General features: G+C 56.6%; 26 protein-coding genes. 15 read left to right on the forward strand and 11 right to left on the reverse strand.

Translation table 11 applies throughout. The annotated features are described in order from the left end of the window. Positions 1 to 11 precede the first annotated feature (11 nt). Both fdxH and fdnI read left to right on the forward strand, forming a co-directional pair. Positions 12 to 896: a formate dehydrogenase subunit beta gene (gene fdxH, locus ACG1VR_RS17615; protein WP_172568173.1), complete on the forward strand. Its 885-nt coding sequence runs from the start codon at positions 12 to 14 to the stop codon at positions 894 to 896. Next, positions 883 to 1,536 carry a formate dehydrogenase-N subunit gamma gene (gene fdnI / locus ACG1VR_RS17620; protein ID WP_039899124.1) on the forward strand — a complete coding sequence of 218 codons (654 nt, stop codon included), beginning with the start codon at positions 883 to 885 and terminating at the stop codon, positions 1,534 to 1,536. Before fdxH ends, fdnI begins: the two co-directional genes overlap by 14 nt. A gap of 79 nt (positions 1,537 to 1,615) precedes the next feature. Here fdnI and ACG1VR_RS17625 read toward each other — a convergent pair whose 3' ends face one another. Beyond that, positions 1,616 to 2,758 carry an IS481 family transposase gene (locus ACG1VR_RS17625; RefSeq protein ID WP_395488908.1) on the reverse strand — a complete coding sequence of 381 codons (1,143 nt, stop codon included), beginning with the start codon at positions 2,756 to 2,758 and terminating at the stop codon, positions 1,616 to 1,618. A 275-nt stretch (positions 2,759 to 3,033) separates the two neighbouring features. Here ACG1VR_RS17625 and ACG1VR_RS17630 point away from each other — a divergent pair, with 275 nt between their 5' ends. From ACG1VR_RS17630 to lldD, 10 genes are all read left to right on the forward strand, one after another. Continuing rightward, positions 3,034 to 3,297: a DUF1471 domain-containing protein gene (locus ACG1VR_RS17630; RefSeq protein ID WP_016535236.1), complete on the forward strand. Its 264-nt coding sequence runs from the start codon at positions 3,034 to 3,036 to the stop codon at positions 3,295 to 3,297. A 27-nt stretch (positions 3,298 to 3,324) separates the two neighbouring features. Further along, positions 3,325 to 4,092: an alpha/beta fold hydrolase gene (locus tag ACG1VR_RS17635; protein WP_395489433.1), complete on the forward strand. Its 768-nt coding sequence runs from the start codon at positions 3,325 to 3,327 to the stop codon at positions 4,090 to 4,092. 97 nt (positions 4,093 to 4,189) lie between these two features. After that, positions 4,190 to 4,456, forward strand: a complete 267-nt coding sequence (locus ACG1VR_RS17640) for a DUF2282 domain-containing protein (RefSeq protein WP_216377241.1) — start codon at positions 4,190 to 4,192, stop codon at positions 4,454 to 4,456. An 18-nt stretch (positions 4,457 to 4,474) separates the two neighbouring features. Then, positions 4,475 to 5,311 (forward strand): DUF692 domain-containing protein, encoded by an 837-nt coding sequence (locus ACG1VR_RS17645; RefSeq protein WP_395489434.1) that lies wholly within the window; start codon positions 4,475 to 4,477, stop codon positions 5,309 to 5,311. Then, on the forward strand, positions 5,308 to 6,060 hold the full coding sequence (locus tag ACG1VR_RS17650; RefSeq protein ID WP_395489435.1) for a DNA-binding domain-containing protein: 753 nt from the start codon (positions 5,308 to 5,310) through the stop codon (positions 6,058 to 6,060). The genes ACG1VR_RS17645 and ACG1VR_RS17650 overlap by 4 nt, the downstream gene beginning before the upstream one ends. Before the next feature lie 14 nt (positions 6,061 to 6,074). Then, positions 6,075 to 6,542 carry a DoxX family protein gene (locus tag ACG1VR_RS17655; RefSeq protein WP_395489436.1) on the forward strand — a complete coding sequence of 156 codons (468 nt, stop codon included), beginning with the start codon at positions 6,075 to 6,077 and terminating at the stop codon, positions 6,540 to 6,542. 138 nt (positions 6,543 to 6,680) lie between these two features. Continuing rightward, positions 6,681 to 7,076 carry a cupin domain-containing protein gene (locus ACG1VR_RS17660; protein ID WP_039897974.1) on the forward strand — a complete coding sequence of 132 codons (396 nt, stop codon included), beginning with the start codon at positions 6,681 to 6,683 and terminating at the stop codon, positions 7,074 to 7,076. A 250-nt stretch (positions 7,077 to 7,326) separates the two neighbouring features. Further along, the gene (gene lldP, locus ACG1VR_RS17665; protein WP_172568180.1) at positions 7,327 to 8,982 is read left to right on the forward strand and encodes an L-lactate permease; all 1,656 of its coding nucleotides are present in this window, start codon (positions 7,327 to 7,329) and stop codon (positions 8,980 to 8,982) included. Continuing rightward, entirely contained in the window at positions 8,979 to 9,767 is a 789-nt protein-coding gene (gene lldR, locus ACG1VR_RS17670) for a transcriptional regulator LldR (RefSeq protein WP_016535228.1), read from the forward strand. Before lldP ends, lldR begins: the two co-directional genes overlap by 4 nt. Next, complete coding sequence (gene lldD, locus ACG1VR_RS17675) at positions 9,764 to 10,906, forward strand: FMN-dependent L-lactate dehydrogenase LldD (RefSeq protein ID WP_395489438.1); 1,143 nt, start codon at positions 9,764 to 9,766, stop codon at positions 10,904 to 10,906. The genes lldR and lldD overlap by 4 nt, the downstream gene beginning before the upstream one ends. Before the next feature lie 88 nt (positions 10,907 to 10,994). On the opposite strand, the gene ilvN is transcribed toward lldD, so the two are convergent. The 5 genes from ilvN to cstA all read right to left on the reverse strand — a co-directional run bounded on the left by ilvN (position 10,995) and on the right by cstA (position 15,729). Further along, a complete protein-coding gene (gene ilvN, locus ACG1VR_RS17680) occupies positions 10,995 to 11,276 on the reverse strand; it encodes an acetolactate synthase small subunit (protein WP_016535226.1) in 282 nt (93 codons plus the stop codon). Between the two features lie 3 nt (positions 11,277 to 11,279). Beyond that, a complete protein-coding gene (gene ilvB / locus ACG1VR_RS17685; protein WP_395489439.1) occupies positions 11,280 to 12,968 on the reverse strand; it encodes an acetolactate synthase large subunit in 1,689 nt (562 codons plus the stop codon). 108 nt (positions 12,969 to 13,076) lie between these two features. After that, positions 13,077 to 13,175 carry an ilvB operon leader peptide IvbL gene (gene ivbL, locus ACG1VR_RS17690; protein WP_071704074.1) on the reverse strand — a complete coding sequence of 33 codons (99 nt, stop codon included), beginning with the start codon at positions 13,173 to 13,175 and terminating at the stop codon, positions 13,077 to 13,079. 163 nt (positions 13,176 to 13,338) lie between these two features. Further along, entirely contained in the window at positions 13,339 to 13,536 is a 198-nt protein-coding gene (locus ACG1VR_RS17695) for a YbdD/YjiX family protein (RefSeq protein ID WP_172568183.1), read from the reverse strand. An 87-nt stretch (positions 13,537 to 13,623) separates the two neighbouring features. Then, a complete protein-coding gene (gene cstA / locus ACG1VR_RS17700; protein ID WP_395489440.1) occupies positions 13,624 to 15,729 on the reverse strand; it encodes a pyruvate/proton symporter CstA in 2,106 nt (701 codons plus the stop codon). Between the two features lie 390 nt (positions 15,730 to 16,119). Between cstA and ACG1VR_RS17705 the strand changes: the two genes are divergently transcribed. Then, positions 16,120 to 18,345 carry a TonB-dependent siderophore receptor gene (locus tag ACG1VR_RS17705; RefSeq protein ID WP_395489441.1) on the forward strand — a complete coding sequence of 742 codons (2,226 nt, stop codon included), beginning with the start codon at positions 16,120 to 16,122 and terminating at the stop codon, positions 18,343 to 18,345. Between the two features lie 158 nt (positions 18,346 to 18,503). Next, positions 18,504 to 19,847: an NADP-specific glutamate dehydrogenase gene (gene gdhA / locus ACG1VR_RS17710; RefSeq protein ID WP_016535221.1), complete on the forward strand. Its 1,344-nt coding sequence runs from the start codon at positions 18,504 to 18,506 to the stop codon at positions 19,845 to 19,847. Between the two features lie 36 nt (positions 19,848 to 19,883). On the opposite strand, the gene ACG1VR_RS17715 is transcribed toward gdhA, so the two are convergent. Continuing rightward, complete coding sequence (locus tag ACG1VR_RS17715) at positions 19,884 to 20,702, reverse strand: GNAT family N-acetyltransferase (RefSeq protein WP_395489442.1); 819 nt, start codon at positions 20,700 to 20,702, stop codon at positions 19,884 to 19,886. 53 nt (positions 20,703 to 20,755) lie between these two features. Continuing rightward, the gene (locus ACG1VR_RS17720; RefSeq protein WP_172570318.1) at positions 20,756 to 21,370 is read right to left on the reverse strand and encodes a YitT family protein; all 615 of its coding nucleotides are present in this window, start codon (positions 21,368 to 21,370) and stop codon (positions 20,756 to 20,758) included. Positions 21,371 to 21,461: 91 nt separating this feature from the next. On the opposite strand from ACG1VR_RS17720, the gene ACG1VR_RS17725 reads away from it, so the two are divergent. After that, positions 21,462 to 22,889: a PLP-dependent aminotransferase family protein gene (locus ACG1VR_RS17725; protein WP_395489443.1), complete on the forward strand. Its 1,428-nt coding sequence runs from the start codon at positions 21,462 to 21,464 to the stop codon at positions 22,887 to 22,889. Positions 22,890 to 22,953: 64 nt separating this feature from the next. Here the strand turns inward: ACG1VR_RS17725 and ACG1VR_RS17730 are convergent, their stop codons facing one another. From ACG1VR_RS17730 to ACG1VR_RS17740, 3 genes are all read right to left on the reverse strand, one after another. After that, entirely contained in the window at positions 22,954 to 23,178 is a 225-nt protein-coding gene (locus tag ACG1VR_RS17730) for a hypothetical protein (RefSeq protein WP_016535217.1), read from the reverse strand. After that, positions 23,175 to 23,429 (reverse strand): hypothetical protein, encoded by a 255-nt coding sequence (locus tag ACG1VR_RS17735; RefSeq protein ID WP_016535216.1) that lies wholly within the window; start codon positions 23,427 to 23,429, stop codon positions 23,175 to 23,177. Before ACG1VR_RS17735 ends, ACG1VR_RS17730 begins: the two co-directional genes overlap by 4 nt. 130 nt (positions 23,430 to 23,559) lie before the next feature. Next, positions 23,560 to 24,006: an Lrp/AsnC family transcriptional regulator gene (locus tag ACG1VR_RS17740; protein WP_016535214.1), complete on the reverse strand. Its 447-nt coding sequence runs from the start codon at positions 24,004 to 24,006 to the stop codon at positions 23,560 to 23,562. Positions 24,007 to 24,078: the final 72 nt, after the last annotated feature.

A 24,078-nucleotide genomic window follows, 5' to 3' on the forward strand; every position in this document is an offset into this window, starting at 1 on the left:
GGGAGAGAACAATGTCCATGCAATCTCAGGATATTATTAAACGTTCGGCGACCAACGGTTTTACGCCGCCGCCGCGGGTACGTGACTTCAAGGAAGAAGTCACCAAACTCATCGATGTGTCGAGCTGCATTGGCTGTAAGGCGTGCCAGGTCGGCTGCTCGGAGTGGAACGACATCCGCGATGAGGTGGGGCACTGCGTTGGCGTGTACGACAACCCCGCAGATCTGAGCGCCAAATCCTGGACCGTGATGCGCTTTAGCGAAACCACGCAAAACGGCAAACTGGAATGGCTTATCCGCAAAGATGGCTGCATGCACTGTGAGGACCCGGGCTGCCTTAAGGCCTGCCCCTCCGCCGGGGCCATTATTCAGTACGCTAACGGCATTGTGGATTTTCAGTCGGAACACTGCATCGGCTGCGGCTACTGCATCGCCGGCTGCCCGTTCAACGTGCCTCGCCTGAATAAAGACGATAACCGCGTTTATAAATGCACCCTGTGCGTTGACCGGGTCAGCGTTGGCCAGGAGCCGGCCTGCGTGAAAACCTGCCCAACCGGGGCGATACATTTTGGCAGCCGCAAAGAGATGCTTGAAATGGCGGACCAGCGCGTCGAAAAGCTGAAAAAACGCGGCTTCGAACACGCGGGCGTTTATAACCCGCAGGGCGTGGGCGGCACGCACGTTATTTATGTGCTGCATCATGCCGACCAGCCGGAGCTGTACCACAACCTGCCGAAGGAGCCGAAAATCGACACCCCGGTCAACCTGTGGAAAGGCATACTCAAGCCGCTGTCGGCGATGGGATTCGTTGCCACATTTGCCGGGCTGATGTTCCACTATATCGGCGTTGGGCCGAACGAAGAGACGGACGAAGACGAGGAAGATAGCCATGAGTAAGATGATTGTCAGAACGAAATTCATCGACCGCGCCTGTCACTGGACGGTAGTGGTGTGCTTCTTTCTTGTGTCGCTTTCAGGCATTGCGCTGTTTTTCCCAACGCTGCAATGGCTGACGGAAACGTTCGGTACACCACAAATGGGGCGCATTCTGCACCCGTACTTTGGCGTGGCTATTTTCGTCGCGCTGATGTTTATGTTCGCCCGCTTTGTGCATCACAACATTCCCGACAAGCAGGACTTACCCTGGCTGAAAGGCATTGTTGAAGTGCTGAAAGGCAACGAGCATAAAGTGGCTGATGTCGGGAAATATAACGCCGGGCAAAAGATGATGTTCTGGACCATTATGAGCATGATTTTCGTGCTGTTGGTAACCGGAATTATTATCTGGCGGCCCTGGTTCGCCGATTATTTCCCTATCTGGATGATTCGCTACGGCCTGCTTATCCACGCCGCTTCCGCCATTATTTTGATCCACGCCATCCTTATCCATATGTACATGGCATTTTGGGTGAAAGGTTCGATTAAAGGCATGATTGCCGGGAAGGTTAGCCGCCGCTGGGCGCAGAAACACCACCCGCGCTGGTATCGCGCCATCCGCGCTGCAGAAGCCAAAAAAGAGAGCCAGGAAGGGCTTTAACCTTCTTAGGCCCGCCCTCTTCCCGCTGTACGTTCCGGGGACATAGTAGACAGATGTTCGGGGACATAGTGAACACCTTTTAACATCTTTTACCCATGATGATCGACCGGTTCTTCAGGTCGATCATTCCCACTTTCGTGCTGTACCACCACACCTCATAACAACCGTCCTCACCGCTTTCCTTCAGCCCCACTCGCTCTCCCCTGAACGCTTTGCCCGCTTTCAGGCTGATACCTCTGATGCTCAGGCTTCCACTGATATCCACTTTTCTTACCGCCACGCCGTCATCGTACTCCGGCCCGGGAGCATCGCTTCTGTACTGTCTGGCCGAAGGCTGATAGCGCGAACCCGGGACCGCCATATTCAGTCCCTCATGCGGGCGTTCAAAGTTATAGACCTCCCGCCAGTGGTCAAATACCCGCTGGAGCTGGTCGCTGTCCGTGAACCATTTCCCCTGCAGAACCTCCGCCTTCAGACTGCGGTGAAAACGCTCGAGCTTGCCCTGCGTCTGGGGATGATAAGGCCGCGAGTGCCCCACCCGGATACCCTGACGCATCAGCCACAGCTCCAGCGCGGTCCAGGTCCCGGTGGTGTCTCCCCAGGGCGCCCCGTTATCCATGGTCATCCTCTCCGGCAGGCCATAGCGCTCAAACACCTTTGTCAGATGTGACTGCACGGTCTCACGCCGCTCGTTGTCGCAGTGCGTCAGGCAGAGTGAAAACCGGGAGTGGTCGTCCAGCAGCGTGAGGGGATGGCTGCGCCCACCGGCGAAGGGAAAGTGTCCCTTAAAATCCATCTGCCAGAGGGCGTTCGGCCTGCCGTGTTCGAAGCGACCGGCAGAGGGGATACCCGGCGGTACACCGGGTAGCAGGCCGTGACGGTGCATCAGGTTGTGCACGGTACTGACGGCAGGAAGGTGGTGCCCCTGCGCTTCCAGCCAGGCCTTAATCTTGCGGGCTCCCCAGCGGGGATGGGCCAGGTGTGCCTGCTGTAACAGGTCAGCCACCTGAGCGGCGGTGGCGTTGGGAGAATGATGGGGAGCCCGTGAGCGGTCAGCGAGGCCGGGAAGTCCGGCCTCGAGAAAGCGGCAAAGCCACTTATATCCGGTGGCGGGCGCGATGCCGAAGTGGCGACAGAGCGCCCGGATGTTAGCCCCGTCCTGCGAGGCAAAGTGAACAAACTCGTGACGTAATGACATGGTATCTCTCGCATCCCAGGGCATAAGCGACTCCGGAAGAGGGTTCTTATGCCGTAGTTGTAAGTGTCTACCATGTCCCCGAACAAGTGTTCACCATGTCTCCGGTATGTACACCGCCCGGGGAGAGGGCATTCTCACCAACGAATTGTGTTGTTATATATCCACACCTCATTTAGCTAAACAACAAAACAAATCGCCCCGCGCCTGACACAGCCCGCATACAAAGAACGCGTTAAATAAGGCCATCCGCCAAACGTTACGGCGGCAACCCGTTTAACGAACTGATTCTTGCGAGGCTTATGATGAAACTTATCCGCAACCTGCTGCTCCCGCTGATTATCGCCGCTGCCGTTTCTCCGGCTTTTGCCGCCAAAGAAGTTAACCACGCTCAGGGGCTGGTCAAAATCGGCACCGTGTCTGAAAGCAGCGGCACCACCCTCTCCCTAAGCCAGCTTAACGCCAGCCTGGCCGCAAAAGCCGATAAAGCCGGTGCCAGCGCCTACCGCATCGTTTCCGCCGGGGGCAATAACAGCTATTTCGGCAGCGCGGATATTTACCGCTAACGCTTTCTTTTCTAAATGGAGAACAACATGAAACCATTGCGTAAGACGCTGCTGGCGCTGACAGCCGCTGGCCTGATGAGCGGGTTTGCCGCCCACGCTGAAACTCAGCACACCATTGTTTTGGTTCACGGGGCGTTCGCCGACGCCACCGGCAGCTGGGAGCAGGTGATCCCGGTGCTGCAAACGCGCCATTACGAAATTATCACCGCACAAATTCCTTTAACGTCTCTTGCGGATGACGTGGCGGCGACCAAACGAGCCATTGCCCGCGCCAAAGGCGACGTTATTCTGGTTGGCCATTCCTGGGGCGGAACGGTGATTACCCAGGCGGGCAACGATCCGAAAGTGAAAGGGCTGGTGTATATCAACGCCTTCGCACCCTCACCCGGCCAGTCTACCGCTGACTTAGCCAACAGCTTCCCTGCTCCGCCGGGTAGCGCAAAAATCATCAAAGGGGCAGATGGATTCCTGAGCCTCGATCCTAAGGCCGTCGCGACCGACTTCGCCCAGGACGCCACGCCTGAGGCGCAAAATATTATCGGCATCACCCAGATGCCCATTGCTGCCGCGAGCTTTACCGAGAAAGTGAGCAGCGCCGCCTGGCAGCAGAAGCCGAGCTGGTTCCTGGTCGGCAGCAATGACCGCATGATTAATCCGGACCTGGAACGCGCGATGGCGAAAAAGATTCACGCTCACATAACCGAATTGCCGGTTAGCCATGTGCCGATGCTGTATGACCCGAAAAACGTCGCGCGCACTATTTTCAAAGCCGTGAATATTACCTCAGGCAATTAACCCGGTTTTATTTAATAAGGAGGAAATAACGCCCTTAATTAATCCCTGATCATTTAATTACCCTCAGCTTATTCATTTTGATTATCTGGAGAAAGATATGAACCGTATCGCTATGTCTGCTATTGCCCTGTCTCTGGTTTCTTTCAGCGCCGCTTCTTTCGCCGCCGAATTAACCGGGCCTAATCTTGAGCGCTGTTTTGGTATTGCCAAAGCCGCAGATAACGACTGTAAAGCGGGCGCAGGAACCACCTGCGCGGGCACCTCAAAAGTCGATTACCAGAAAAACGCCTACAAGATGGTTCCGGCCGGGACCTGCACCTCCATTCAAACACCGGGCGGCCACGGCTCGCTGACCGAAGGCTAAATAACGGGGGCCACTCGCATGACAACAACGGAAAAACTCGGTGCCGGGCTGGGGTTAAAGCCCGGGCATTATGCGGAGGCTTACGCCAGCCCGCCGGACGTTTGGTATGAAGTCCATAGTGAAAATTACCTGATGCCGGGTGGCCCACGCAGAGAATGGCTGGAGGCGATTCGCCAGCAGCACGCGATTTCCCTGCACGGCGTTTCGCTCTCGCTGGCGGCAGACTCCGCGCCGGACGGCAAACTGCTAAAGCAGCTAAAGGCGCTTATTGACGATATAAAACCGGCTCTGGTTTCCGAGCACCTGACCTGGTCGCGGTGGGAAGGCGTTTATTACCCCGATCTATTACCGGTGCCGCGAACCACACAGGTAATGAACCGGCTTATCGACAACATTAACCGCACGCAGGATGCGCTGGGTCGCCAGATCTCGCTGGAAAATCCGACCCATTATTTGCAGATGCCCGGGCACGAGTGGGACGAAATTGAGTTTCTTAGCGAGGTCAGCAACCGGACGCAATGCGGCCTGCTGCTTGATCTCAATAACGTCTGGCTAAGCGCCCATAATCTGGGATTTGATGCCGAAGCCTGGCTGGCACGCTTCCCTGTTGAGCGGATTACCGAACTCCATCTGGCGGGGTTCAGCCGCGATGAAGGCGGCAGCGATTTGCTGATTGATAGCCATGACTCGCCGATATCTGCCGATGTCTGGCAGCTATATCAGCGCCTGATCCAGCGGGCTGGCGCAATACCTACGCTTATCGAGCGGGACGATAACCTGCCTGCATTTGCGGAGCTGATTGCAGAGCGGGAGCGAGCTCAGCAGATCCTCAATGCCGCCGGAGAGCAGCCATGAGTACAGCCCTGAATCGCTATCAGCGGGCCTTTATTGGCGCAATTTATGGCGAAGATTCGCCGGAACTGGCTCACCTGCTGAGCCAGCCGGGTTTTGCCGTCTACCGCAACGGCGTATTGAAAGCCTGCATTGATGCTCTGGAGGCTAATTTCCCCAGCGTTGCCAGCCTGACGGGCAGCGAGTTTTTTCGGGAAATGGCTCGCAGCTACGCGCTTGAACATCGCCCAACAGAAGGAGAATTGATTCGCTATGGCAAGACCTTTCCCGCCTTTGTCGAGACTTACCCGGCTACGGGCGAACTGCCCTATTTAAGAGCGGTGGCGCAGCTGGACTGGCTGTGGCTGGAGGTCTTTTGCGCCAAAGACTCGCCGCCGCTGGATACCAACGAGCTGGCACAGCTCTCGACCGATGCGCTGGCTATGCGGAAATTAAAACTGCGGGACGGCGTGCGCTGGCAATGGCACCCGACCTTACCGGCCTTCACCCTCTGGCAGTTCAATCGCTACGGGCTGGAAGCGCCAGAAAACATCGCCTGGTGCGCAGAGGGCGCTCTGCTGGTGCGGCAGCAACGGCAGATAGTTGCCGGACCTTTAAGCCGGGGCGGAGCCGTGTTTCTTTCCGCCTGCCACGGCGGCGCGAACCTTCAACAGGCAAGCGAGCGGGCATTGCTGGCAGAGCCCGAATTAGCTCTCGGCACTTTTTTCAGCCACCTGTTACACAGCGGCGTTTTTGCCGCCCCGGAACGTTAACCATTGAGGCCACTATGAAAACGACTGAATTTTCTTCCCCGGAGCACGGGTTACGCTCGCTGTGGAATAACGCCTGGCGCACTCTTGAGCGCTATGTGAGTGATAACCTGTTATTGCTGATTGCCCGCGTCGGCATCGCCGCCGTATTTTTCCTGTCTGGCCGTACCAAAGTGACCGGTTTTATGACTTTAAAACCGTCCACCTACGAGCTGTTTCGCACCGAATACGCGCTACCGCTGATTCCCTACGATATTGCCGCTCACCTGGCGACGCTGGCCGAACATGGCTTCCCCGTATTGCTGGTTCTTGGCCTGTTTTCACGCTTCGCCGCCGCAGGACTGCTGTTTATGACGCTGGTGATTGAAATCTTCGTCTACCCGGACGCATGGCCAACACACCTGATCTGGGGCGGGCTGCTGCTGCTCATCCTCTCCCGGGGCGCAGGCCGCTGGTCGCTCGACCGTTTATTTAAGCTGGTTTAAATCTCTCGCCGGGGCCTGGCTCTGACTGAGACTCATGAATCCCATTCATAGGTTCTTGCAGATTTCACCGGCTAGTGCCCTTTCTGGATCGGGTCTACTGTATTTCTACGCAAAGTGACGTTCCATCTGGAGAAGACGATGAAAATTACCCGCAGCGGCTCGCTGCCCTCGCAAAAAGGGCCTGAGAATTATTTTACCGGCACGGTTCGTATCGATGCTCCGTTCAGCGGCAGCGATAACGCCCGCGTGGGCGGCGCTACGGTAACTTTCGAACCCGGCGCACGTACCGCCTGGCATACCCATCCCCTCGGGCAGACGCTTATCATCACCCAGGGGCGGGGATGGTTACAGGAATGGGGCGGCGAAATTCAGGAGATGCATCAGGGCGATATTGTATGGATACCGGAAGGCGTTAAGCACTGGCACGGCGCTTCGCCGCAAACCGCGATGACCCATATCGCCATCGCCGAGTCGCTAAACGGCAGCCCGGTTGAGTGGCTGGAAAAGGTCAGCGACGAGCAGTACAAAAAATAACGACGGTTTTTCCCCTCCCCGCCAGCAACTTTAACATTCCGCCTCTTTTCCACCCGGAAAAGGGGCTTTTTTGGTCCTACCAATTCAGATAAAAACGTGCACTTTTCTACAAAACGCCGATAAACCCTCGCCAGACCGTTGCCAACGATTAACACAAAGTTAACCATTAGCCATCATTTGCTCTACATAACAAAATTGGTCCTACCAATCTAATAAGAAACGATACACGCATCACCCTGGAGAATCCTGCATGCAAGTCTGGCAACAACTCTACGATCCGCTCGGGAATATCTGGCTGTCCAGCCTGATTGCGGCTATCCCGATCCTGTTTTTCTTCTTCGCGCTGATTAAGCTGCGGATGAAGGGCTATAAAGCCGCCACGTTGACGGTCATTCTCGCCCTGTTGGTTGCCCTGTTTTTGTACCGCATGCCGGTGGACAGAGCGCTTGCCTCGGTTGTTTATGGTTTCTTTTATGGCCTGTGGCCAATAGCCTGGATAATTGTTGCCGCGGTCTTTGTGTATAAAATTTCGGTCAAAACCGGGCAGTTCGACATCATTCGCTCGTCTATCCTGTCGATTACGCCGGACCAGCGTCTGCAAATGTTGATTGTCGGTTTCTCGTTCGGCGCGTTTCTGGAAGGTGCCGCAGGGTTTGGGGCGCCGGTCGCCATTACCGCCGCGCTGCTGGTTGGCCTGGGATTCAAGCCGCTTTACGCCGCCGGGCTATGCCTGATAGTCAACACCGCGCCGGTCGCCTTCGGCGCAATGGGGATCCCGATTATTGTTGCCGGCCAGGTCACCGGGCTGGACAGCTTCGAAATCGGCCAGATGGTTGGACGCCAGCTGCCGTTCCTGACAATTATCGTGCTGTTCTGGATCATGGCGATTATGGATGGCTGGCGCGGCATCAAAGAGACGTGGCCTGCGGTGATGGTCGCCGGGGGTTCATTTGCTATCGCCCAGTATCTTAGCTCCAACTTCATCGGCCCTGAGCTACCGGATATTATCTCCTCTCTGGTGTCGCTGGTGTGCCTGACGGCCTTCCTGCGCGTATGGAAGCCGGTGCGTATTTTCCGCTTTGATAACATAGATGAAGCAGCTGGCGAGCAGGCTGTTGCGCCGCAGAAATACAGCGGGCGGCAGATTGTTCGGGCGTGGATGCCGTTCCTGTTTTTAACCGCCACCGTTACGCTGTGGAGCATACCGCCGTTTAAAGCGCTGTTTGCTAAAGGCGGAGCGCTGGCAGACTGGGTCTATAATTTCTCAGTGCCGTTCCTCGACAACCTGGTCGCCAAAATGCCACCGGTCGTTGCCGCAAGCGCGCCCTATGCGGCGGTCTACAAGTTCGACTGGTTCTCCGCGACCGGCACCGCCATCCTGGTGGCCGCGCTGATTTCGATTGTTTACCTGCGCATGAAGCCAAAAGCGGCGCTGGTAACCTTCGGAGAAACGCTGAAGGAGCTGGCGCTGCCGATTTACTCCATCGGCATGGTGCTGGCGTTTGCGTTTATTTCAAACTATTCCGGGCTGTCGGCGACGCTGGCTCTGGCGCTGGCCCATACCGGCCACGCCTTTACCTTCTTCTCGCCGTTCCTCGGTTGGCTGGGCGTGTTCCTGACCGGTTCAGACACATCCTCCAACGCGCTGTTTGCCGCATTACAGGCCACAACGGCGCAGCAGATTGGCGTTTCAGACCTGCTGCTGGTGGCGGCTAATACCACCGGCGGCGTGACCGGCAAAATGATTTCGCCGCAGTCTATCGCCATCGCCTGCGCCGCGGTGGGGCTGGTAGGTAAGGAGTCAGACCTGTTCCGCTTTACCGTGAAACACAGCCTGATATTCACCTGCATGGTGGGCGTAATTACCACGCTGCAGGCTTATGTTTTAACCTGGATGATCCCATGACCCAAGCTGTACCGCGCCTTGCCGACCAGATGGTTGAACGTGTTAAGGCGCTGATTAATGAACGTAAACTGGAGGCGGGCATGCGGTTGCCCGCCGAACGTCAGCTCGCCGCCGAGCTGGGCTGTTCGCGGTCTATTTTGCGCGAAGCCATTCAGAAGCTAATTGGTGAAGGCGTGCTGGCCAGCCGCCGGGGCGGCGGCACTTATCTTCGCTACCAAATAGAGCAGTGGTCGGAACAACGTATTGTTCAGCCGCTGAAAACGCTGGTTGAGGGCGATCCTAACTATCAGTTGGATATCCTCGAAGCGCGCCACACGATCGAGGGCAGCACGGCCTGGTATGCGGCAATGCGCGCCACGCCCGCCGATAAAGAAAAACTGATCGCCTGTTTTGACGCCACCCTCAAGTTTAAAGAAAGCGATGACCCGGATCTTGCGGCCCAGGCCGACGTGCGGTTTCACCTTGCGATTGCCGAAGCCTCGCACAATATCGTGCTGCTCCAGACCATGCGCGGATTCTTCGATCTGCTGCAATCCTCGGTGCTGCACAGCCGCCAGCGCATGTATACCGTTCCGGCTATTTTCGCCGGGCTTACCGAACAGCACGACGAGCTGTTGAAAGCCATACTCGCGGGCGATGCCGAGCGGGCAAGGCGTGCCGCCCAGTCGCACCTGGGGTTTGTCCACTCCACGATTAAAACCCTGCAAGAAGATGAAGCCCGTCAGGCACGTATTACCCGCCTCCCGGACGAAGCAAGTGATGAAAAAAGGGAACAGAAACGATGATTATTTCCGCAGCAACCGACTACCGTGCCGCCGCCGAGCGCATTCTACCGCCATTTTTATTCCACTATATCGACGGGGGAGCCTACGCGGAGCACACCCTGAAGCGTAACGTGGAAGATCTGGCGCAGGTGGCTCTCCGGCAGCGCGTGTTGAAAAATATGTCGGCGCTGAGTCTCGAAACCAAACTGTTTAACGAAACGCTGTCAATGCCGGTCGCCCTTGCGCCCGTTGGGCTGTGCGGTATGTATGCCCGTCGCGGTGAAGTGCAGGCGGCGAAGGCCGCAGCCGCCAAAGGCATTCCCTTCACGCTCTCGACGGTTTCGGTGTGCCCGATAGAAGAAGTGGCCCCGGCTATCAACCGCCCTATGTGGTTCCAGCTATATGTCCTGAAAGACAGAGGCTTTATGCGCAACGCGCTGGAGCGGGCAAAAGCCGCCGGTTGCTCAACGCTGGTGTTTACCGTGGATATGCCAACGCCTGGCGCCCGCTACCGAGATGCCCACTCGGGGATGAGCGGCCCGAACGCCGCGCTACGCCGCTATATGCAGGCGGTTACACATCCTCAGTGGTCGTGGGATGTAGGGCTGAACGGTCGCCCGCATGATTTGGGCAATATTTCCGCCTACCTGGGCAAACCGACCGGGCTGGAAGATTATATTGGCTGGCTGGCAAAAAACTTTGACCCGTCTATCTCCTGGAGCGACCTGGAGTGGATCCGTGAGTTCTGGGATGGCCCGATGGTAATTAAGGGGATCCTTGATGCCGAAGATGCGAAAGACGCGGTGCGTTTTGGCGCAGACGGGATAGTGGTGTCTAACCACGGTGGCCGTCAGCTGGATGGCGTGCTTTCTTCCGCTCGCGCCCTGCCCGCCATTGCCGATGCGGTGAAAGGCGACATCGCAATTCTGGCCGACAGCGGTATTCGCAACGGCCTCGACGTGGTACGCATGATTGCGCTGGGCGCGGATACCGTGCTGCTGGGCCGTGCCTTCCTCTACGCCCTGGCGACCCACGGCGAAGCCGGAGTCAGCAACCTGCTGGACCTGATAGAGAAAGAGATGCGGGTAGCGATGACGCTAACCGGTGCACGCTCCATCGCCGAAATCACCCCGGAACTGCTGGTTAGCCAGGGGCTATAGCGGAATGCCGTTCCTTCGGCATGGTTTCCACTCTGTACTGCAATCAATGAAGGGGCTTTCAAAAAATGGGTTGAAAGCCTCATTTCATTTACTGCACAAAGGCGGTTAGTCGGTTGAAAATGCCCGGATCGTCGGCGTGGCGGATGATTTGCACTACGTCTTCCAGCTTATCGACCTGGCTCACCATCTGCTCGAGGCGGCTGTCGTCCTCAACCTGTAGCCAGATGCGGCTCTGGTCGCCTTCCGGCAGCGGCAGGCAGAGGATGCCTTCTACGTTAAATGCGCGGCGGGCAAACAGGCCGCAGATATGAGACATCACGCCCGGATGGTTGCGTACCGTAAGTTCCAGAATAACGGTTGATTGCTGCATGGCTTACTCTCCAATCATCTGAGTGTTGGCGGCACCCGGCGGCACCATCGGGAATACTTTTTCGTCTGCGTCGATGCGCACATGAATCAGGCACGGACCAGGGCGAGAAATCGCTTCATGCAGCGCAGCCTGCGGATCTTCTGCCTGGTTTAAGTCGCAGGTGGCGAGACCAAAACCGCGCGCAATGGTCAGGAAGTCGGTCATGCCCGGGTAGGTCGCGGCAAAGATATTTTGCTGATAGAACAGGGTTTGCTGCTGATGAACCAGCCCCAGCGCCTGGTTGTTCATCAGGATGATTTTCACATCCAGATTGTTTTCCGCTGCGGTAGCCATTTCCTGAATATTCATCATCAGGCTGCCGTCGCCGGAGAAGCACAGCACTTTTCTCGTCGGCTCTGCCAGCGCCGCGCCAACCGCCGCCGGTAAGCCAAAGCCCATAGTGCCCAGCCCGCCGGAAGTCAGCCACTGGCGGGGGCGATTAAGCGGATAAGCCTGAGCCACCCACATCTGATGCTGACCCACGTCGGTCGTGATAATTGCTTCGTCATCCACGCAGGCCGCCGCTGCTTTAATAAGTCCGTAAGGCATCAGCGGGTTGTCCTCGCCCGGCATGGCAAACGGGAACTCGCGCTGCAAATTAGCGACCGTTTGCAGCCATTCGCCGCGCGGCAGCGCTTTGGTCTGCGGGGTCAGCTGGCGCAGCACTTCACCGACATCGCCGCGAATCGCTACGTGGGCCTGCTTAATTTTACCCAGCTCGGCGCGGTCGATATCCACATGGATGATTTTGGCGTTCGGACAGAATTCTTCAGTTTTGCCGATAGCGCGGTCATCAAAGCGTGCGCCGAGCACAATCAGCAGATCGGCTTCATGAAGAATGAAGTTGGTGCTGCGCGCGCCGTGCATGCCCAGCATGCCAAGAGAAAGAGGATGCCGCGCCGGAATAGTCCCCAGCGCCATCAGCGTCATGGTTGTTGGCAGCCCGGCACGTTCAGCCAGTTCGCGAGCCTGCTCCGCTGCGCCCGCGCTGATAATGCCGCCGCCAAGGTACAATACCGGGCGTTTAGCTTCGTTAATCATCGCCGCCGCGCGGGCAATATCCTGATGGTCGAAGGCCGGGGCGGCGGAAGGCGCGGCCACTTCCGGCAGTTCGGTGATATCAATTTCGGCAGTCTGAATATCTTTCGGAATGTCTATCCATACCGGGCCAGGGCGGCCGGACTGGGCGATGCGGAATGCGTCGGTAATCACCTGCGGCAGGTCGCTGATGCTGCGCACCAGGTAGTTATGCTTGGTGATGGGAATCGAAATGCCGTAGGTATCGACTTCCTGGAAGGCGTCCGCCCCGATCATCGAGGTAGGCACCTGCCCGGTAATACAAACCAGAGGGATGGAGTCGAGGCGGGCGTCGGCAATCGCGGTAACCAGGTTCGTCGCCCCCGGGCCGCTACAGGCGATGCAGACCGCAGGTTTACCGCTGGTACGCGCCATGCCCTGCGCCATAAACCCCGCGCCCTGCTCGTGGCGCGCCAGGACATGGCGAATGCGAGTGCTTTGGCTCAGCGCATTGTAGAGCGGCAATACCGTGCCGCCAGGAATACCGCTGACTGTGGTAATGCCATGATGTTCCAGCATTTTTACAATCAGCTCTGCGCCGGTGATGCGTTGTGAGGGTGTGTCCGAAATTGCCATGCTCCAGTCCTTCTTATTAGCCGGTTCGCTTCTGGGCAGGCACTTAAAACAAGAAACCCCGCCCGGTTTGCGCCGGCGGGGTTTGGAATCGATACGTTGATTCAGTCCCTACGGCGCATTGCCGACGACCACCACCACACGCACGACGACCACCGCGGCTGGTAGCGCGGTAATTAGTAGGGTCGAAGTTTGCAGGGAATGAGTCATGGGGTTCCTGAATTAGCGTTAAAAGTCGTCATTGATAAAATCACACTCGCCGGTTTCGCACAACAGGATTTTCGCCTGGTGTTAAAAAACACGCCGAATGTCACATTTGATTTACATGCTGACTGCAACATCCATAGAGTCAATCTAATGCATTTCACCTGTTTTAGCAGCAGCGAGCGCCGCCTTTACCGCCGTAGCGCGCGTCCTGGCGTTCGCGGAAAAACTCTTCATAAGTCATCGGCGTCTGTTCCGGGTGGGTCAAACGCATATGCTGCACGTAATTGTCGTAGTCCGGGACGCCGACCATCAGTTTTGCTGCCTGGCCGAGGTATTTTCCGGCTTTGGACAGAGTATCGAACATAATGCCTCCAGTGGGTTGCCCCTCACCCCGGCCCTCTCCCCAAAGGGGAGAGGGGGAAATGATGAGGTAAGAGGGTGAGGGTAAAAATCAGTGCACGCTTTTTGCCCTGGCCACAATCTCCTGATAATTCTCCGGCATTGGCTCATACGGCGTCTCGTTAGCCGTCGGCTTATCTGACTTCAGAGCTTTAAGCGCGGTTTTCAGCGAGAACCATGCCAGCACCACCACAACCACCATAAAGAAGATAGTCAGGCCTGCATCCAGCCGGTTGTTAAACACCAGTTGGCTAAGCTGCGACTGAGTGTACTGCGCCGGAATATTGCCGCTGTCGATCATCGCCTGGAACTTGTTGGCGATGGCGAGGAAGCCCACTTTTGCATCTGAGCTGAACGCTTTCTGCCAGCCTGCCGTCAGGGTGCAAATCAGCAGCCATGCGGTTGGCACCAGAGCCACCCACGCATAACGCTGCTTCTTCATCTTGAACAGCACCACGGCACACAGCATCAACGCCATGCCCGCCAGCATCTGGTTGGCGATGCCGAACAGCGGCCACAGCGTGTTAATGCCGCCCAATGGATCGACCACGCCCTGATGCAGGAAATAGCCCCAGGCCAGCACGCAAAGCGCGGTGGCGAGCAGGTTGGCCGGCAGCGAGTCGGTTTTCTTCAGCCCCGGAGATATTACGCCCAGCAAATCCTGCAACATGAAACGTGCGGCGCGCGTACCGGCATCCACCGCCGTCAGGATAAACAGCGCCTCAAACAGAATCGCAAAGTGATACCAGAACGAGACGTCCATCAGCCCGCCCAGCGCGCCGTGCAGAATATAGGCCATCCCGACGGCAAGCGTAGGTGCGCCACCGGCACGAGAGATGATGCTCTGCTCGCCCACTTCGTTGGCGATATTTGTTAGAGTGTCCGGCGTAATGTGGAAGCCCCAGCCGCTAACAACCTGCGCCGCAGAAGCCACTACGTCAGCCGTTCCCGCTGGAACAAGCACCGCCATCGGGCTGTTCATCGCAAAATAAACGCCGGGGTCAATCACGCAGGCAGCAACCAGCGCCATGATCGCCACAAAGGACTCCATCAGCATTCCGCCGTAGCCGATAAAGCAGGCCTGATTTTCGTTAGCCAGCATTTTCGGCGTAGTGCCGGAGGCAATCAGCGCGTGGAAGCCGGAAACCGCCCCGCAGGCGATGGTGATAAACAGGAACGGGAACAGGTCGCCGCTCCACACCGGGCCGGTGCCATCGATGAATTTTGTTAATGATGGCATTTGCAGCGTCGGGCGCATGATGAGGATGCCCACCGCCAGCCCGATAATGGTGCCAATTTTCAGGAAAGTGGACAGGTAATCACGCGGCGCAAGCAGCAGCCAGACCGGCAGCACGGCGGCCACAAAGCCGTAGCCCACCAGCATCCAGGTTAGCTGCACGCCGGTATAGTCGAAGTACGGTGCCCAAGTTTCGCTCTGCGCCACCCAGCCGCCGGAAATAATGGCAAAGACCAGCATCACCAGGCCGATAATCGACACTTCGCCGATGCGACCCGGCCGCAGGTAGCGGATATAAATGCCCATAAATATGGCCAGAGGAATGGTAAAGGCAACGGTGTAAGTCCCCCACGGGCTATGGGTTAGCGCCTTAACAACAATCATCGCCAGCACCGCAAGGATGATGACCATTATCATGAAGCAGGCGACCAGGGCGATAACCCCGGCGGTGTTGCCCATCTCTTCTTTTACCAGCTCACCCAGGGAGCGCCCGTCGCGACGGGTAGAGACGAACAGCACCATAAAGTCCTGTACCGCACCGGCCAGCACCACGCCCGCCAGCAGCCAGAGCATGCCGGGTAGATAGCCCATTTGCGCCGCAAGTACCGGCCCCACCAGCGGCCCCGCCCCGGCGATAGCCGCAAAGTGGTGCCCAAACAGCACTTTTTTATCCGTTGGAACGTAGTCGAGGCCGTCGTTATGGCGCACGGCCGGGGTCATGCGTGTGGCATCCACCGTTAATACGCGTTTAGCGATAAACAGGCCGTAATAGCGGTAGGCGATGAGATAAATACAAACAGAAGCAATCACTATCCACAGGGCGTTGATCTGCTCGCCGCGGTTGAGTGCGATGTAACCGAGGGCGAACGCGCCAATTAAGGCGAGCACGACCCAGACGAGGTGTTTCCCAAATCTATCCATAATTTTGTCCGTTTTCTAATTGGATATCGAGAGTTGTTACATTTTGTATCTAGCCTGGAATGTCTTTTCTCACAATCTGAACCCGCCAAAATGGCCGCCCTTTACGCGACTTTGTTAATAAGATCACTCTAATTTGTGTCATTCAGGTAATGGCCGAGGTCAATTCTGGAATATCAGGTTGATGAATAGTTAATGACCATTTTGATAACCCACGCTAATTAATAAGCCGCCTTAATTGATCCAAAGACGCGACTGAGAAATAAATTGATAATTATTTTCATTTGCAATAGCGTGTTGCCGCAGTTTCAACATCAGGCACTTCTGCCGCGTCCTTTCCTTATTTGGGAATGGAGCTAACCGGGACGCTGGCGGTGACACTCAGGACAGATAATGAATAATAAATTTTCTTACTCCCTCGCCACTCTGGTGAGTCTGGGCATTTATGGCATTGCCCTTCCCGCTTCGGCGCAGACCGCGCCGGTAGAGAATGAAGACACTCTGGTGGTGACCGCGGCGCAGCAAACGCTCCAGGCACCGGGCGTGTCGATTATCAGCGCCGATGAGCTAAAGAAGCGCCCACCCGCGCGCGACATCTCTGAAATTGTGCGCACCATGCCAGGGGTTAACCTTACCGGCAACTCCACCAGCGGCCAGCGCGGCAACGGCCGCCAGATAGATATCCGCGGCATGGGGCCGGAAAACACCCTCATCCTGATTGACGGTAAACCGGTGACCAGCCGTAACGCCGTGCGCCTTGGCTGGCGCGGCGAACGTGATACCCGCGGCGACGCCTCCTGGGTGCCGCCGGAAATGATCGACAGCATCGAAGTTATTCGCGGCCCGGCGGCGGCTCGCTACGGTAACGGCGCGGCAGGCGGCGTGGTAAACATCATTACCAAACGCAGCAGCAATGAATTCCACGGCAGCTGGAATACCTATTTCAACGTGCCTGAGCATAAAGATGAAGGCTCGACCAAACGCACTAACTTCAACCTCACCGGCCCGCTGGGCGGCGACGTAAGCTTCCGTCTTTACGGCAACCTGGACAAAACGCAGGCCGATGCCTGGGACATTAACCAGGGGCATCAGTCTCTGCGTACCGGCTCTTACGCCAGCACGCTGCCCGCCGGGCGTGAAGGCGTTATCCATAAAGATATCAACGGCCTGTTGCGCTGGGAATTTGCCCCAATGCAGGCGCTGGAGTTTGAAACCGGCTACAGTCGCCAGGGCAACCTCTACGCGGGCGATACCCAGAACACCAACAGCAATCAGCTGGTGAAGGACAATTACGGCAAAGAGACCAACCGTCTTTATCGCCAGAATTATTCCGTCACCTGGACGGGCGGCTGGGATAACGGCGTAACCACCAACTCTTATGTTCAGTACGAGCACACCCGCAACACGCGCGTGAACGAAGGGCTGGCCGGCGGCACCGAGGGCATTTTCTCCAACGGCCAGTTCTCTGATATCGATCTCAGCGACGTGCTGCTGTACAGCGAAGCCAGCGTGCCGTTCGAGCTGCTGGTGAACCAGAATCTGACCTTCGGCAGCGAGTGGAACCAACAGCGCATGAAGGACGGTTCGTCCAATACTCAGTCCCTGAGTGAAGGCGGCGCTATTCCGGGCGTCTCTTCCACCAACCGCAGCCCATACTCGAAAGCGCAAATCTTCTCGCTGTTTGCGGAAAACAACATGGAGCTGACCAGCAGCACCATGCTGACGCCGGGGCTGCGCTTCGACCATCACTCCATCGTAGGTGACAACTGGAGCCCGTCGCTCAACCTCTCCCAGGAGTTGACCGACGAACTGACGCTAAAGCTCGGCATCGCCCGCGCCTATAAAGCGCCGAGCCTGTACCAGACCAACCCTAACTATGTTCTCTACAGCCGCGGCCAGGGCTGTGCAGCCAGCGGCGGAGCCTGTTACCTGATGGGTAATGAGGATTTGAAAGCCGAGACCAGCATCAACAAAGAAATTGGCCTCGAATTCAAGCGCGACGGCTATCAGGCAGGGATAACCTGGTTCCGCAACGATTATCGCAACAAGATTGAGTCCGGTTATTCACCGATTGCTTCCAACAGCAAGAAGACCGATATCTACCAGTGGAACAACGTGCCGAAAGCCGTTGTTGAGGGGCTGGAAGGCACCGTCAACCTGCCGCTGACCGATACCGTAAGCTGGAACAATAACCTGACGTATATGCTGCAAAGCAAAAACAAAGAGACCGGCGACCGCCTGTCGATCATCCCGGAATATACGCTGAACTCTACGCTTAGCTGGCAGGTTCAACCGGACGTTTCGCTGCAAAGCACCCTGACGTGGTACGGCAAACAGCAGCCGAAAAAGTACAACTATAAGGGCACACCGGTGACGGGGAGTGATACCAACGAAGTGAGCCCTTACAGCATTATTGGTATGAGCGCGACATGGGATGCCACCAAAAACGTCAGCTTAACCGCCGGTGTCGACAACCTGCTCGACAAGCGCCACTGGCGCGCGGGTAATGCCCAGACGACCGGGAACGACACCACTAAATCTTATATGTATGGCGCAGGCGCCCAGACCTACAACGAGTCCGGCCGCACTTACTATATGAGCGTTAACACTCACTTCTAAACCCCAGGCGGGAGGCGCTTTACGTCTCCTGCCCCTCTCTTTTTTATCCCCGTAGATTAAAAAATCGCTTGATGCCCGTTCATAAGAAAATGTTATAGTCAAAAAATAACCAGACCCAAAACACACACAACACTACTCGCAACAAGGAGTTACCTCTGATGGCTCAAGCATTATCTCTCGAAGAGTTTTTATCCACAGTGCAATTGCGCGACCCGCATCAGGTTGAATTCGCTCAGGCGGTTCGCGAAGTGATGAGCACGCTGTGGCCGTTTCTTGAAAATAATCCTCAATATCGCCAGCAGGCGCTGCTTGAGCGTTTAGTCGAGCCGGAGCGCGTTATCCAGTTTCGCGTCGCCTGGGTGGATGATAAAAATCAGGTGCAGGTTAACCGTGCCTGGCGCGTGCAGTTCAACTCCGCTATCGGCCCGTTTAAGGGCGGCATGCGTTTCCACCCGTCGGTAAATCTGTCGATCCTCAAGTTCCTCGGCTTTGAGCAAACCTTCAAAAATGCGCTGACCACGCTGCCGATGGGCGGCGGTAAAGGCGGCAGCGACTTTAATCCGAAGGGCAAAAGCGAGGGTGAAATTATGCGTTTTTGCCAGGCGCTGATGGTTGAGCTGTACCGCCATCTTGGCCCGGATACTGACGTCCCGGCGGGCGATATCGGCGTTGGCGGCCGCGAAGTCGGCTATATGGCCGGGATGATGAAAAAGCTCTCCAACAACACCGCCTGCGTATTTACCGGCAAAGGGCTTTCTTTCGGCGGCAGCCTGATTCGCCCGGAAGCCACCGGCTACGGCCTGATTTACTTCACCGACGCTATGCTACAGCGCCACGGCCTTGGTTTTGAAGGTATGCGCGTGGCGGTATCCGGCTCCGGCAACGTGGCGCAGTACGCGATAGAAAAAGCGATGTCGCTTGGCGCGCGCGTGGTCACAGCCTCGGACTCCAACGGCACGGTAGTTGATGAAACCGGCTTTAACGCTGAAAAACTGGCTCGCCTGTGCGAAATCAAAGCCAGCCGTGATGGCCGCGTGGCGGATTACGCCCGCGAGTTTGGCCTGACTTACCTTGAAGGCCAGCAGCCGTGGAGCGTGCCTGTAGATATCGCTTTACCGTGCGCGACGCAAAACGAGCTGGACGTTGAAGCAGCACGAACCCTGATTGCTAACGGCGTAAAAGCCGTGGCAGAGGGCGCAAATATGCCAACCACCATTGAAGCCACTGACCTGTTTGTTGAGGCCGGCGTGCTGTTTGCTCCGGGTAAAGCAGCCAACGCCGGCGGCGTGGCAACGTCCGGGCTGGAGATGGCGCAAAACGCGGCTCGCCTGAGCTGGAAAGCCGAAAAGGTTGATATTCGCCTGCATCACATCATGCTGGATATTCACCAGGCCTGCGTGGAATACGGCGGAGAAGGGAAACAGACTCAGTACGTGCGCGGGGCAAACATTGCCGGGTTTGTGAAAGTGGCCGATGCCATGCTGGCCCAGGGCGTGCTGTAAGCATTACGGTGAGGGCTTTTGCCCTCACTCACCCCCCTACAGAACTAGCTTCATTTCATACTGCGTTAGCGAGTCCTGCCGGAAGCCGCTGCTTACAAACAGCGGCGCAACCTGCTCGGGTATAGCGCCTGCGGTTGCCAGCCCCGGGAATTGCTCCTGAAGCAGAACCAGCAGCTTTTTCGCATGCCCTTTGCGCCGGGCATGTGGCTCAACATACAGCCCTCTTAGCTTCGGCACTTCCCCCGGAATCACCAGCGCATAGGCCACGTCATTGAGCGTAAAAGCTTTACCCGGCAGCTTGAACAGGGTTTCAGGCGCGCTAAGCCACGGCAGCGGAGCCTCGTTAGCTACCATCATTTTATGGGCCATGTGCAAGGGGTCTATTTCCAGCAAATCTTCAGAGGTAGAAGGCCGGGCCGTTCCCTCACTCTGGAACCCCGCCAGCATTTGTTGGCGCACAAAGCCCATTCGCTCGTAGAGCGCCAGCCCGCTGTCGTTACCGACGATAACCTCCAGCAAGAACTGTTTATCGCCCCGCGCCCTTGCGGCATCTATCAACTGCTGAATAAAAATTTTGCCCAGCCCCTGCCCACGCAGTTCCGGGCGAATAGCGAAAGCCGCAAGGCGGCAGGTTTGCCCGCGCCGGGTGATCAGCGCGATGGCTTTTGGCTCTCCACGATAAAGCCAGACGGTGCTGTCGTTGGGGTTAAGATCCTCGGCAACAAAGCGCCAGCCAAAGGTTTCGCTATCCAGCCGAAACGGCACCACGTACTGCTCAAAGCAATGGTTCAGTATCTCGGTGAGCTGGTGACCATTCCAGTTAAGCGTCGGTTTGCTGATGATATCCTGCTGCATGCTACCTCCCGGTTAAAGCAATTCAGAAGATAATGTGTAGCACAGTTATCTGCTCATGAGGCTATTTCCGGTGCATTAGTCACCGGTTTACTCACGGGGTTAACGCGGAACCACGGCAGGCAAAGCTGGATAAGTGGCCCGATGGCTAAAGCGTATAAAACCGTGCCAACGCCAACGCTGCCGCCCATCAGCCAGCCGGATGCCAGCACGGTCACTTCTATTGCGGTGCGAATGCTGCGCACCGACCAGCCCGTCCGGGCATGAACGCCGGTCATCAGGCCATCTCGTGGGCCTGCACCAAAGCCTGCGCCAATATACATGCCGGTTGCCAGAGCGTTCAGCACCAGCGCACCCGCCAGCAGTAATGAACGAGCAACCAGCGATTCAAGCGGCGGCATCAGCGCCAGGGCAGCATCCGCCGCCAGGCCGAGAACAATAACGTTGCTGACCGTACCCAGCCCTGGCCGCTGCCGCAGCGGGATCCACAGCAGCAGGACCAAAGCGCCAACCACAATCATCACCAGCCCGAGGTTTAGCGAAAACAGCCGCGCCACGCCGAGGTGGAACACGTTCCACGGGTCGGTGCCTAAATTGGCACGCACAAACATCGCGGTTGAAACACCGTAAAAAACCAGCCCGGTATAGAGCTGTAGCAAGCGGCGAGCCATCATCAGAAACATCCTCTTCATTCAGTTATGGCTATACCTTCTCGCAAAATGGACTTAGCATTAAGGTCCAGTTATCAAAAAGTGGACTGCTATGACCCAGCGCCGAATCGGAACCTCGTCTTTAACACGCCTGTTAGGCCACTGGCACCAGCAGGCAGTACGCACCCCGGTCTACCGCCAACTGGCGGACGGGCTGCGGCTGCTGATTCTGGATGGCCGCCTGCCGCTGGACAGCCGCCTGCCGGGCGAAAGAGAGCTTTCTGCCGGACTGGGCGTTAGCCGTACGACCGTGGCTTCGGCCCTGGCCCGGCTGCGGGAGGAAGGTTACCTCCAGAGCCGCCAGGGTTCCGGTTCGGTGACGATGCTGCCGGAAGCTACCCCTGCCGTTTCCCCCCTGCCGGGCAATGCTCCGGTGCTTGATCTTTCCACCGCCGCGCTTAGCGCCGGGCCGGAAATCCACAAAGCGTACTCTTCCGCGCTGACCTCCCTCCCGGAACATTTAGCCTCTACCGGTTATGACAGCCAGGGGCTCCCGGAGCTTCGGGAAGCCATCGCCCGCCATTACCGGGCACGCGGTCTGCCAACCCAGGCCGAGCAGATTATGGTGGTGAACGGTGCGGTAAGCGCTCTGGGCCTGGTTCTGCGGCTACTTACCGGCCCCGGCGATCGGGTGGTGGTTGACCATCCAACCTATCCGATGGCGCTGGCGGCGATTCGCGGCGCATCCTGCCGCCCGGTGCCGGTCAGCCTGCCTGCAACCGGGTGGGACGTTGACGGCCTGGCGGCAACAATAGCCCAGACTTCGCCCCGCCTCGCCTATCTGATCCCAGATTTTCATAACCCCACCGGCCGCTGCATGGATGAAGCCACGCGCCAGAGAGTCAGTGATATTGCCGCCCGCAGCCACACGATGCTGGTGGTGGATGAAACCATGGCCGATCTCTGGTTTGATGCACCTCCGCCGCCCCCGCTGGCCGCTTTTGGGAACGAGGAGCACACGATTTCGCTGGGTTCCGCCGGGAAAAGCTTTTGGGGAGGTCTGCGGCTTGGCTGGATCAGAGCCTCCACCAAAACCATCGGCTCGCTCATTCAGGTCCGCAATACTTTTGACCTGGGTACGCCCCTGCTTGAGCAGCTGGCAGCGGTTCATCTGTTTAATGATTCAGAAAGTTTCTTGCCCCAGCGCAGGGAGCTTTTACGCCAGCGCTGCGAAGCAAGCTTTGCCGCCATGCGGGAGCTGTTTCCTGACTGGCAAACCAGCCAGCCTGAAGGCGGGCTTTCCTGGTGGGTTGAGCTGCCGAGAGCGCTGGCAACGGTTTTTGCCGCCGCAGCGGAAAGCCAGGGCATTCGCATTGGGGCCGGGCCGCGTTTTGGCGTGGACGGCGCTTTTGAACGCTATTTGCGCCTGCCGTTTAGCCTGGAGCCGGATGAAATGCGTATGGCGATGCAGCGATTACAACCCCTGTGGCAACATCTGGTCACAACGCGTGTTGATTCGTTCCGGGGAATAGTGCTGTAATGACAGCTGATTATTTCCCTCTGATATAAACGAGGGAAATAATATTCTGTGACAACATTAAATATTAATGTTGTGTCAGGCGGGGGATCGCAAAACCTTTAAGGGTAATAGTAAAATATTCGCCCTCTTTTTTTATACTGGCACCCGTATCACACCAGTCTGAAGCGATGCGGAAAAACTCATCGCTGCCGATATTCCACCCCAATTTTACCTTTTTCAGATAGCCTGAACGTAATAACTCGCAGGCCTGCTGGTAATCATGGGCGGTACTGTCCGTACCGGCATTCATTTTTTCTTCTTCAGGAGTTTACGCAATGCCTTGATCTCACGATCGTTTAGCGGCGTTACGCGGACTTCAGAGGTGTGCTGGCTGTCGACATCATCTTCATCAATCCCTACGTCACCGTCAAGTTCGTCGAAGGCTTTTGACAGCAGTTTCTCCGTTACGCTTGCCAGGGTCTCACTATTTTCTTCCGCATAGTGACGGATTTTTTCTTTTAACTCGCTGCTTATTTTTACGTTTAAAGTAGCCGTCGTCATTGCAAATCCTTAATGCTTAAACAGAGGTTGATATTTAATACTATAGAGAATAAATAAGATCCAGCTAGCGCGGTAAATTTAATATTTCTGTCATAATTCAATACCCATAAAATATATCCGGGTAAGAGCATCACAACGGCGGCAGCCTTCTCTTTACCGGGGAACTTTTCACTATCGAAGTGTTGCACTGGGCGAAATCAGCCAGCTCATCCAGGATTTCATCGAGTTGCTCAATCGAGCGGATCACCAGCCGGATAATAAAGCAGTCTTCACCGGTGATTTTGTCGCACTCGATGCATTGAGGTATCGCCTGAATCATCTTCTCGACTTTGTGCAACATGCCGGGCAGCGGCTTGAGTCGCACCAGTCCCTGAAGCGTGTAGCCGAGCGCCGCAAGGTTGGCGTTCATGGTATAGCCGTTAATCACGCCCCGCTCTTCCAGGCGCTTCACCCGCTCCGCGGTGCTGGGGGAAGAGAGCCCCACTTTGCCGCTGAGCACTTTCAATGAGATGCGGGAATCTGCAGCTAAAATAGTCAGAATATCTCTGTCGATATCATCGGGAAGGTAATCACTCATTTTTATCTCATTTTTAAAGGTAGATTGTTTCTATTGCCTAATTTTAGCACTTCATCAGGCCAGAGAGAGTGA

The organism is Cedecea davisae, assembly GCF_044095835.1.
Lineage (GTDB): Bacteria > Pseudomonadota > Gammaproteobacteria > Enterobacterales > Enterobacteriaceae > Cedecea > Cedecea davisae.

Bases quoted from the DNA above. Each gene is read 5' to 3' on its own strand.
- fdxH (WP_172568173.1), top strand. From the start codon at position 12: ATGTCCATGCAATCTCAGGATATTATTAAACGTTCGGCGACCAACGGT.
- ACG1VR_RS17625 (WP_395488908.1), bottom strand. From the start codon at position 2,758: ATGCCCTGGGATGCGAGAGATACCATGTCATTACGTCACGAGTTTGTT.
- ACG1VR_RS17630 (WP_016535236.1), top strand. From the start codon at position 3,034: ATGATGAAACTTATCCGCAACCTGCTGCTCCCGCTGATTATCGCCGCT.
- ACG1VR_RS17635 (WP_395489433.1), top strand. From the start codon at position 3,325: ATGAAACCATTGCGTAAGACGCTGCTGGCGCTGACAGCCGCTGGCCTG.
- ACG1VR_RS17640 (WP_216377241.1), top strand. From the start codon at position 4,190: ATGAACCGTATCGCTATGTCTGCTATTGCCCTGTCTCTGGTTTCTTTC.
- ACG1VR_RS17645 (WP_395489434.1), top strand. From the start codon at position 4,475: ATGACAACAACGGAAAAACTCGGTGCCGGGCTGGGGTTAAAGCCCGGG.
- ACG1VR_RS17650 (WP_395489435.1), top strand. From the start codon at position 5,308: ATGAGTACAGCCCTGAATCGCTATCAGCGGGCCTTTATTGGCGCAATT.
- ACG1VR_RS17655 (WP_395489436.1), top strand. From the start codon at position 6,075: ATGAAAACGACTGAATTTTCTTCCCCGGAGCACGGGTTACGCTCGCTG.
- ACG1VR_RS17660 (WP_039897974.1), top strand. From the start codon at position 6,681: ATGAAAATTACCCGCAGCGGCTCGCTGCCCTCGCAAAAAGGGCCTGAG.
- lldP (WP_172568180.1), top strand. From the start codon at position 7,327: ATGCAAGTCTGGCAACAACTCTACGATCCGCTCGGGAATATCTGGCTG.
- lldR (WP_016535228.1), top strand. From the start codon at position 8,979: ATGACCCAAGCTGTACCGCGCCTTGCCGACCAGATGGTTGAACGTGTT.
- lldD (WP_395489438.1), top strand. From the start codon at position 9,764: ATGATTATTTCCGCAGCAACCGACTACCGTGCCGCCGCCGAGCGCATT.
- ilvN (WP_016535226.1), bottom strand. From the start codon at position 11,276: ATGCAGCAATCAACCGTTATTCTGGAACTTACGGTACGCAACCATCCG.
- ilvB (WP_395489439.1), bottom strand. From the start codon at position 12,968: ATGGCAATTTCGGACACACCCTCACAACGCATCACCGGCGCAGAGCTG.
- ivbL (WP_071704074.1), bottom strand. From the start codon at position 13,175: ATGACTCATTCCCTGCAAACTTCGACCCTACTAATTACCGCGCTACCA.
- ACG1VR_RS17695 (WP_172568183.1), bottom strand. From the start codon at position 13,536: ATGTTCGATACTCTGTCCAAAGCCGGAAAATACCTCGGCCAGGCAGCA.
- cstA (WP_395489440.1), bottom strand. From the start codon at position 15,729: ATGGATAGATTTGGGAAACACCTCGTCTGGGTCGTGCTCGCCTTAATT.
- ACG1VR_RS17705 (WP_395489441.1), top strand. From the start codon at position 16,120: ATGAATAATAAATTTTCTTACTCCCTCGCCACTCTGGTGAGTCTGGGC.
- gdhA (WP_016535221.1), top strand. From the start codon at position 18,504: ATGGCTCAAGCATTATCTCTCGAAGAGTTTTTATCCACAGTGCAATTG.
- ACG1VR_RS17715 (WP_395489442.1), bottom strand. From the start codon at position 20,702: ATGCAGCAGGATATCATCAGCAAACCGACGCTTAACTGGAATGGTCAC.
- ACG1VR_RS17720 (WP_172570318.1), bottom strand. From the start codon at position 21,370: ATGGCTCGCCGCTTGCTACAGCTCTATACCGGGCTGGTTTTTTACGGT.
- ACG1VR_RS17725 (WP_395489443.1), top strand. From the start codon at position 21,462: ATGACCCAGCGCCGAATCGGAACCTCGTCTTTAACACGCCTGTTAGGC.
- ACG1VR_RS17730 (WP_016535217.1), bottom strand. From the start codon at position 23,178: ATGAATGCCGGTACGGACAGTACCGCCCATGATTACCAGCAGGCCTGC.
- ACG1VR_RS17735 (WP_016535216.1), bottom strand. From the start codon at position 23,429: ATGACGACGGCTACTTTAAACGTAAAAATAAGCAGCGAGTTAAAAGAA.
- ACG1VR_RS17740 (WP_016535214.1), bottom strand. From the start codon at position 24,006: ATGAGTGATTACCTTCCCGATGATATCGACAGAGATATTCTGACTATT.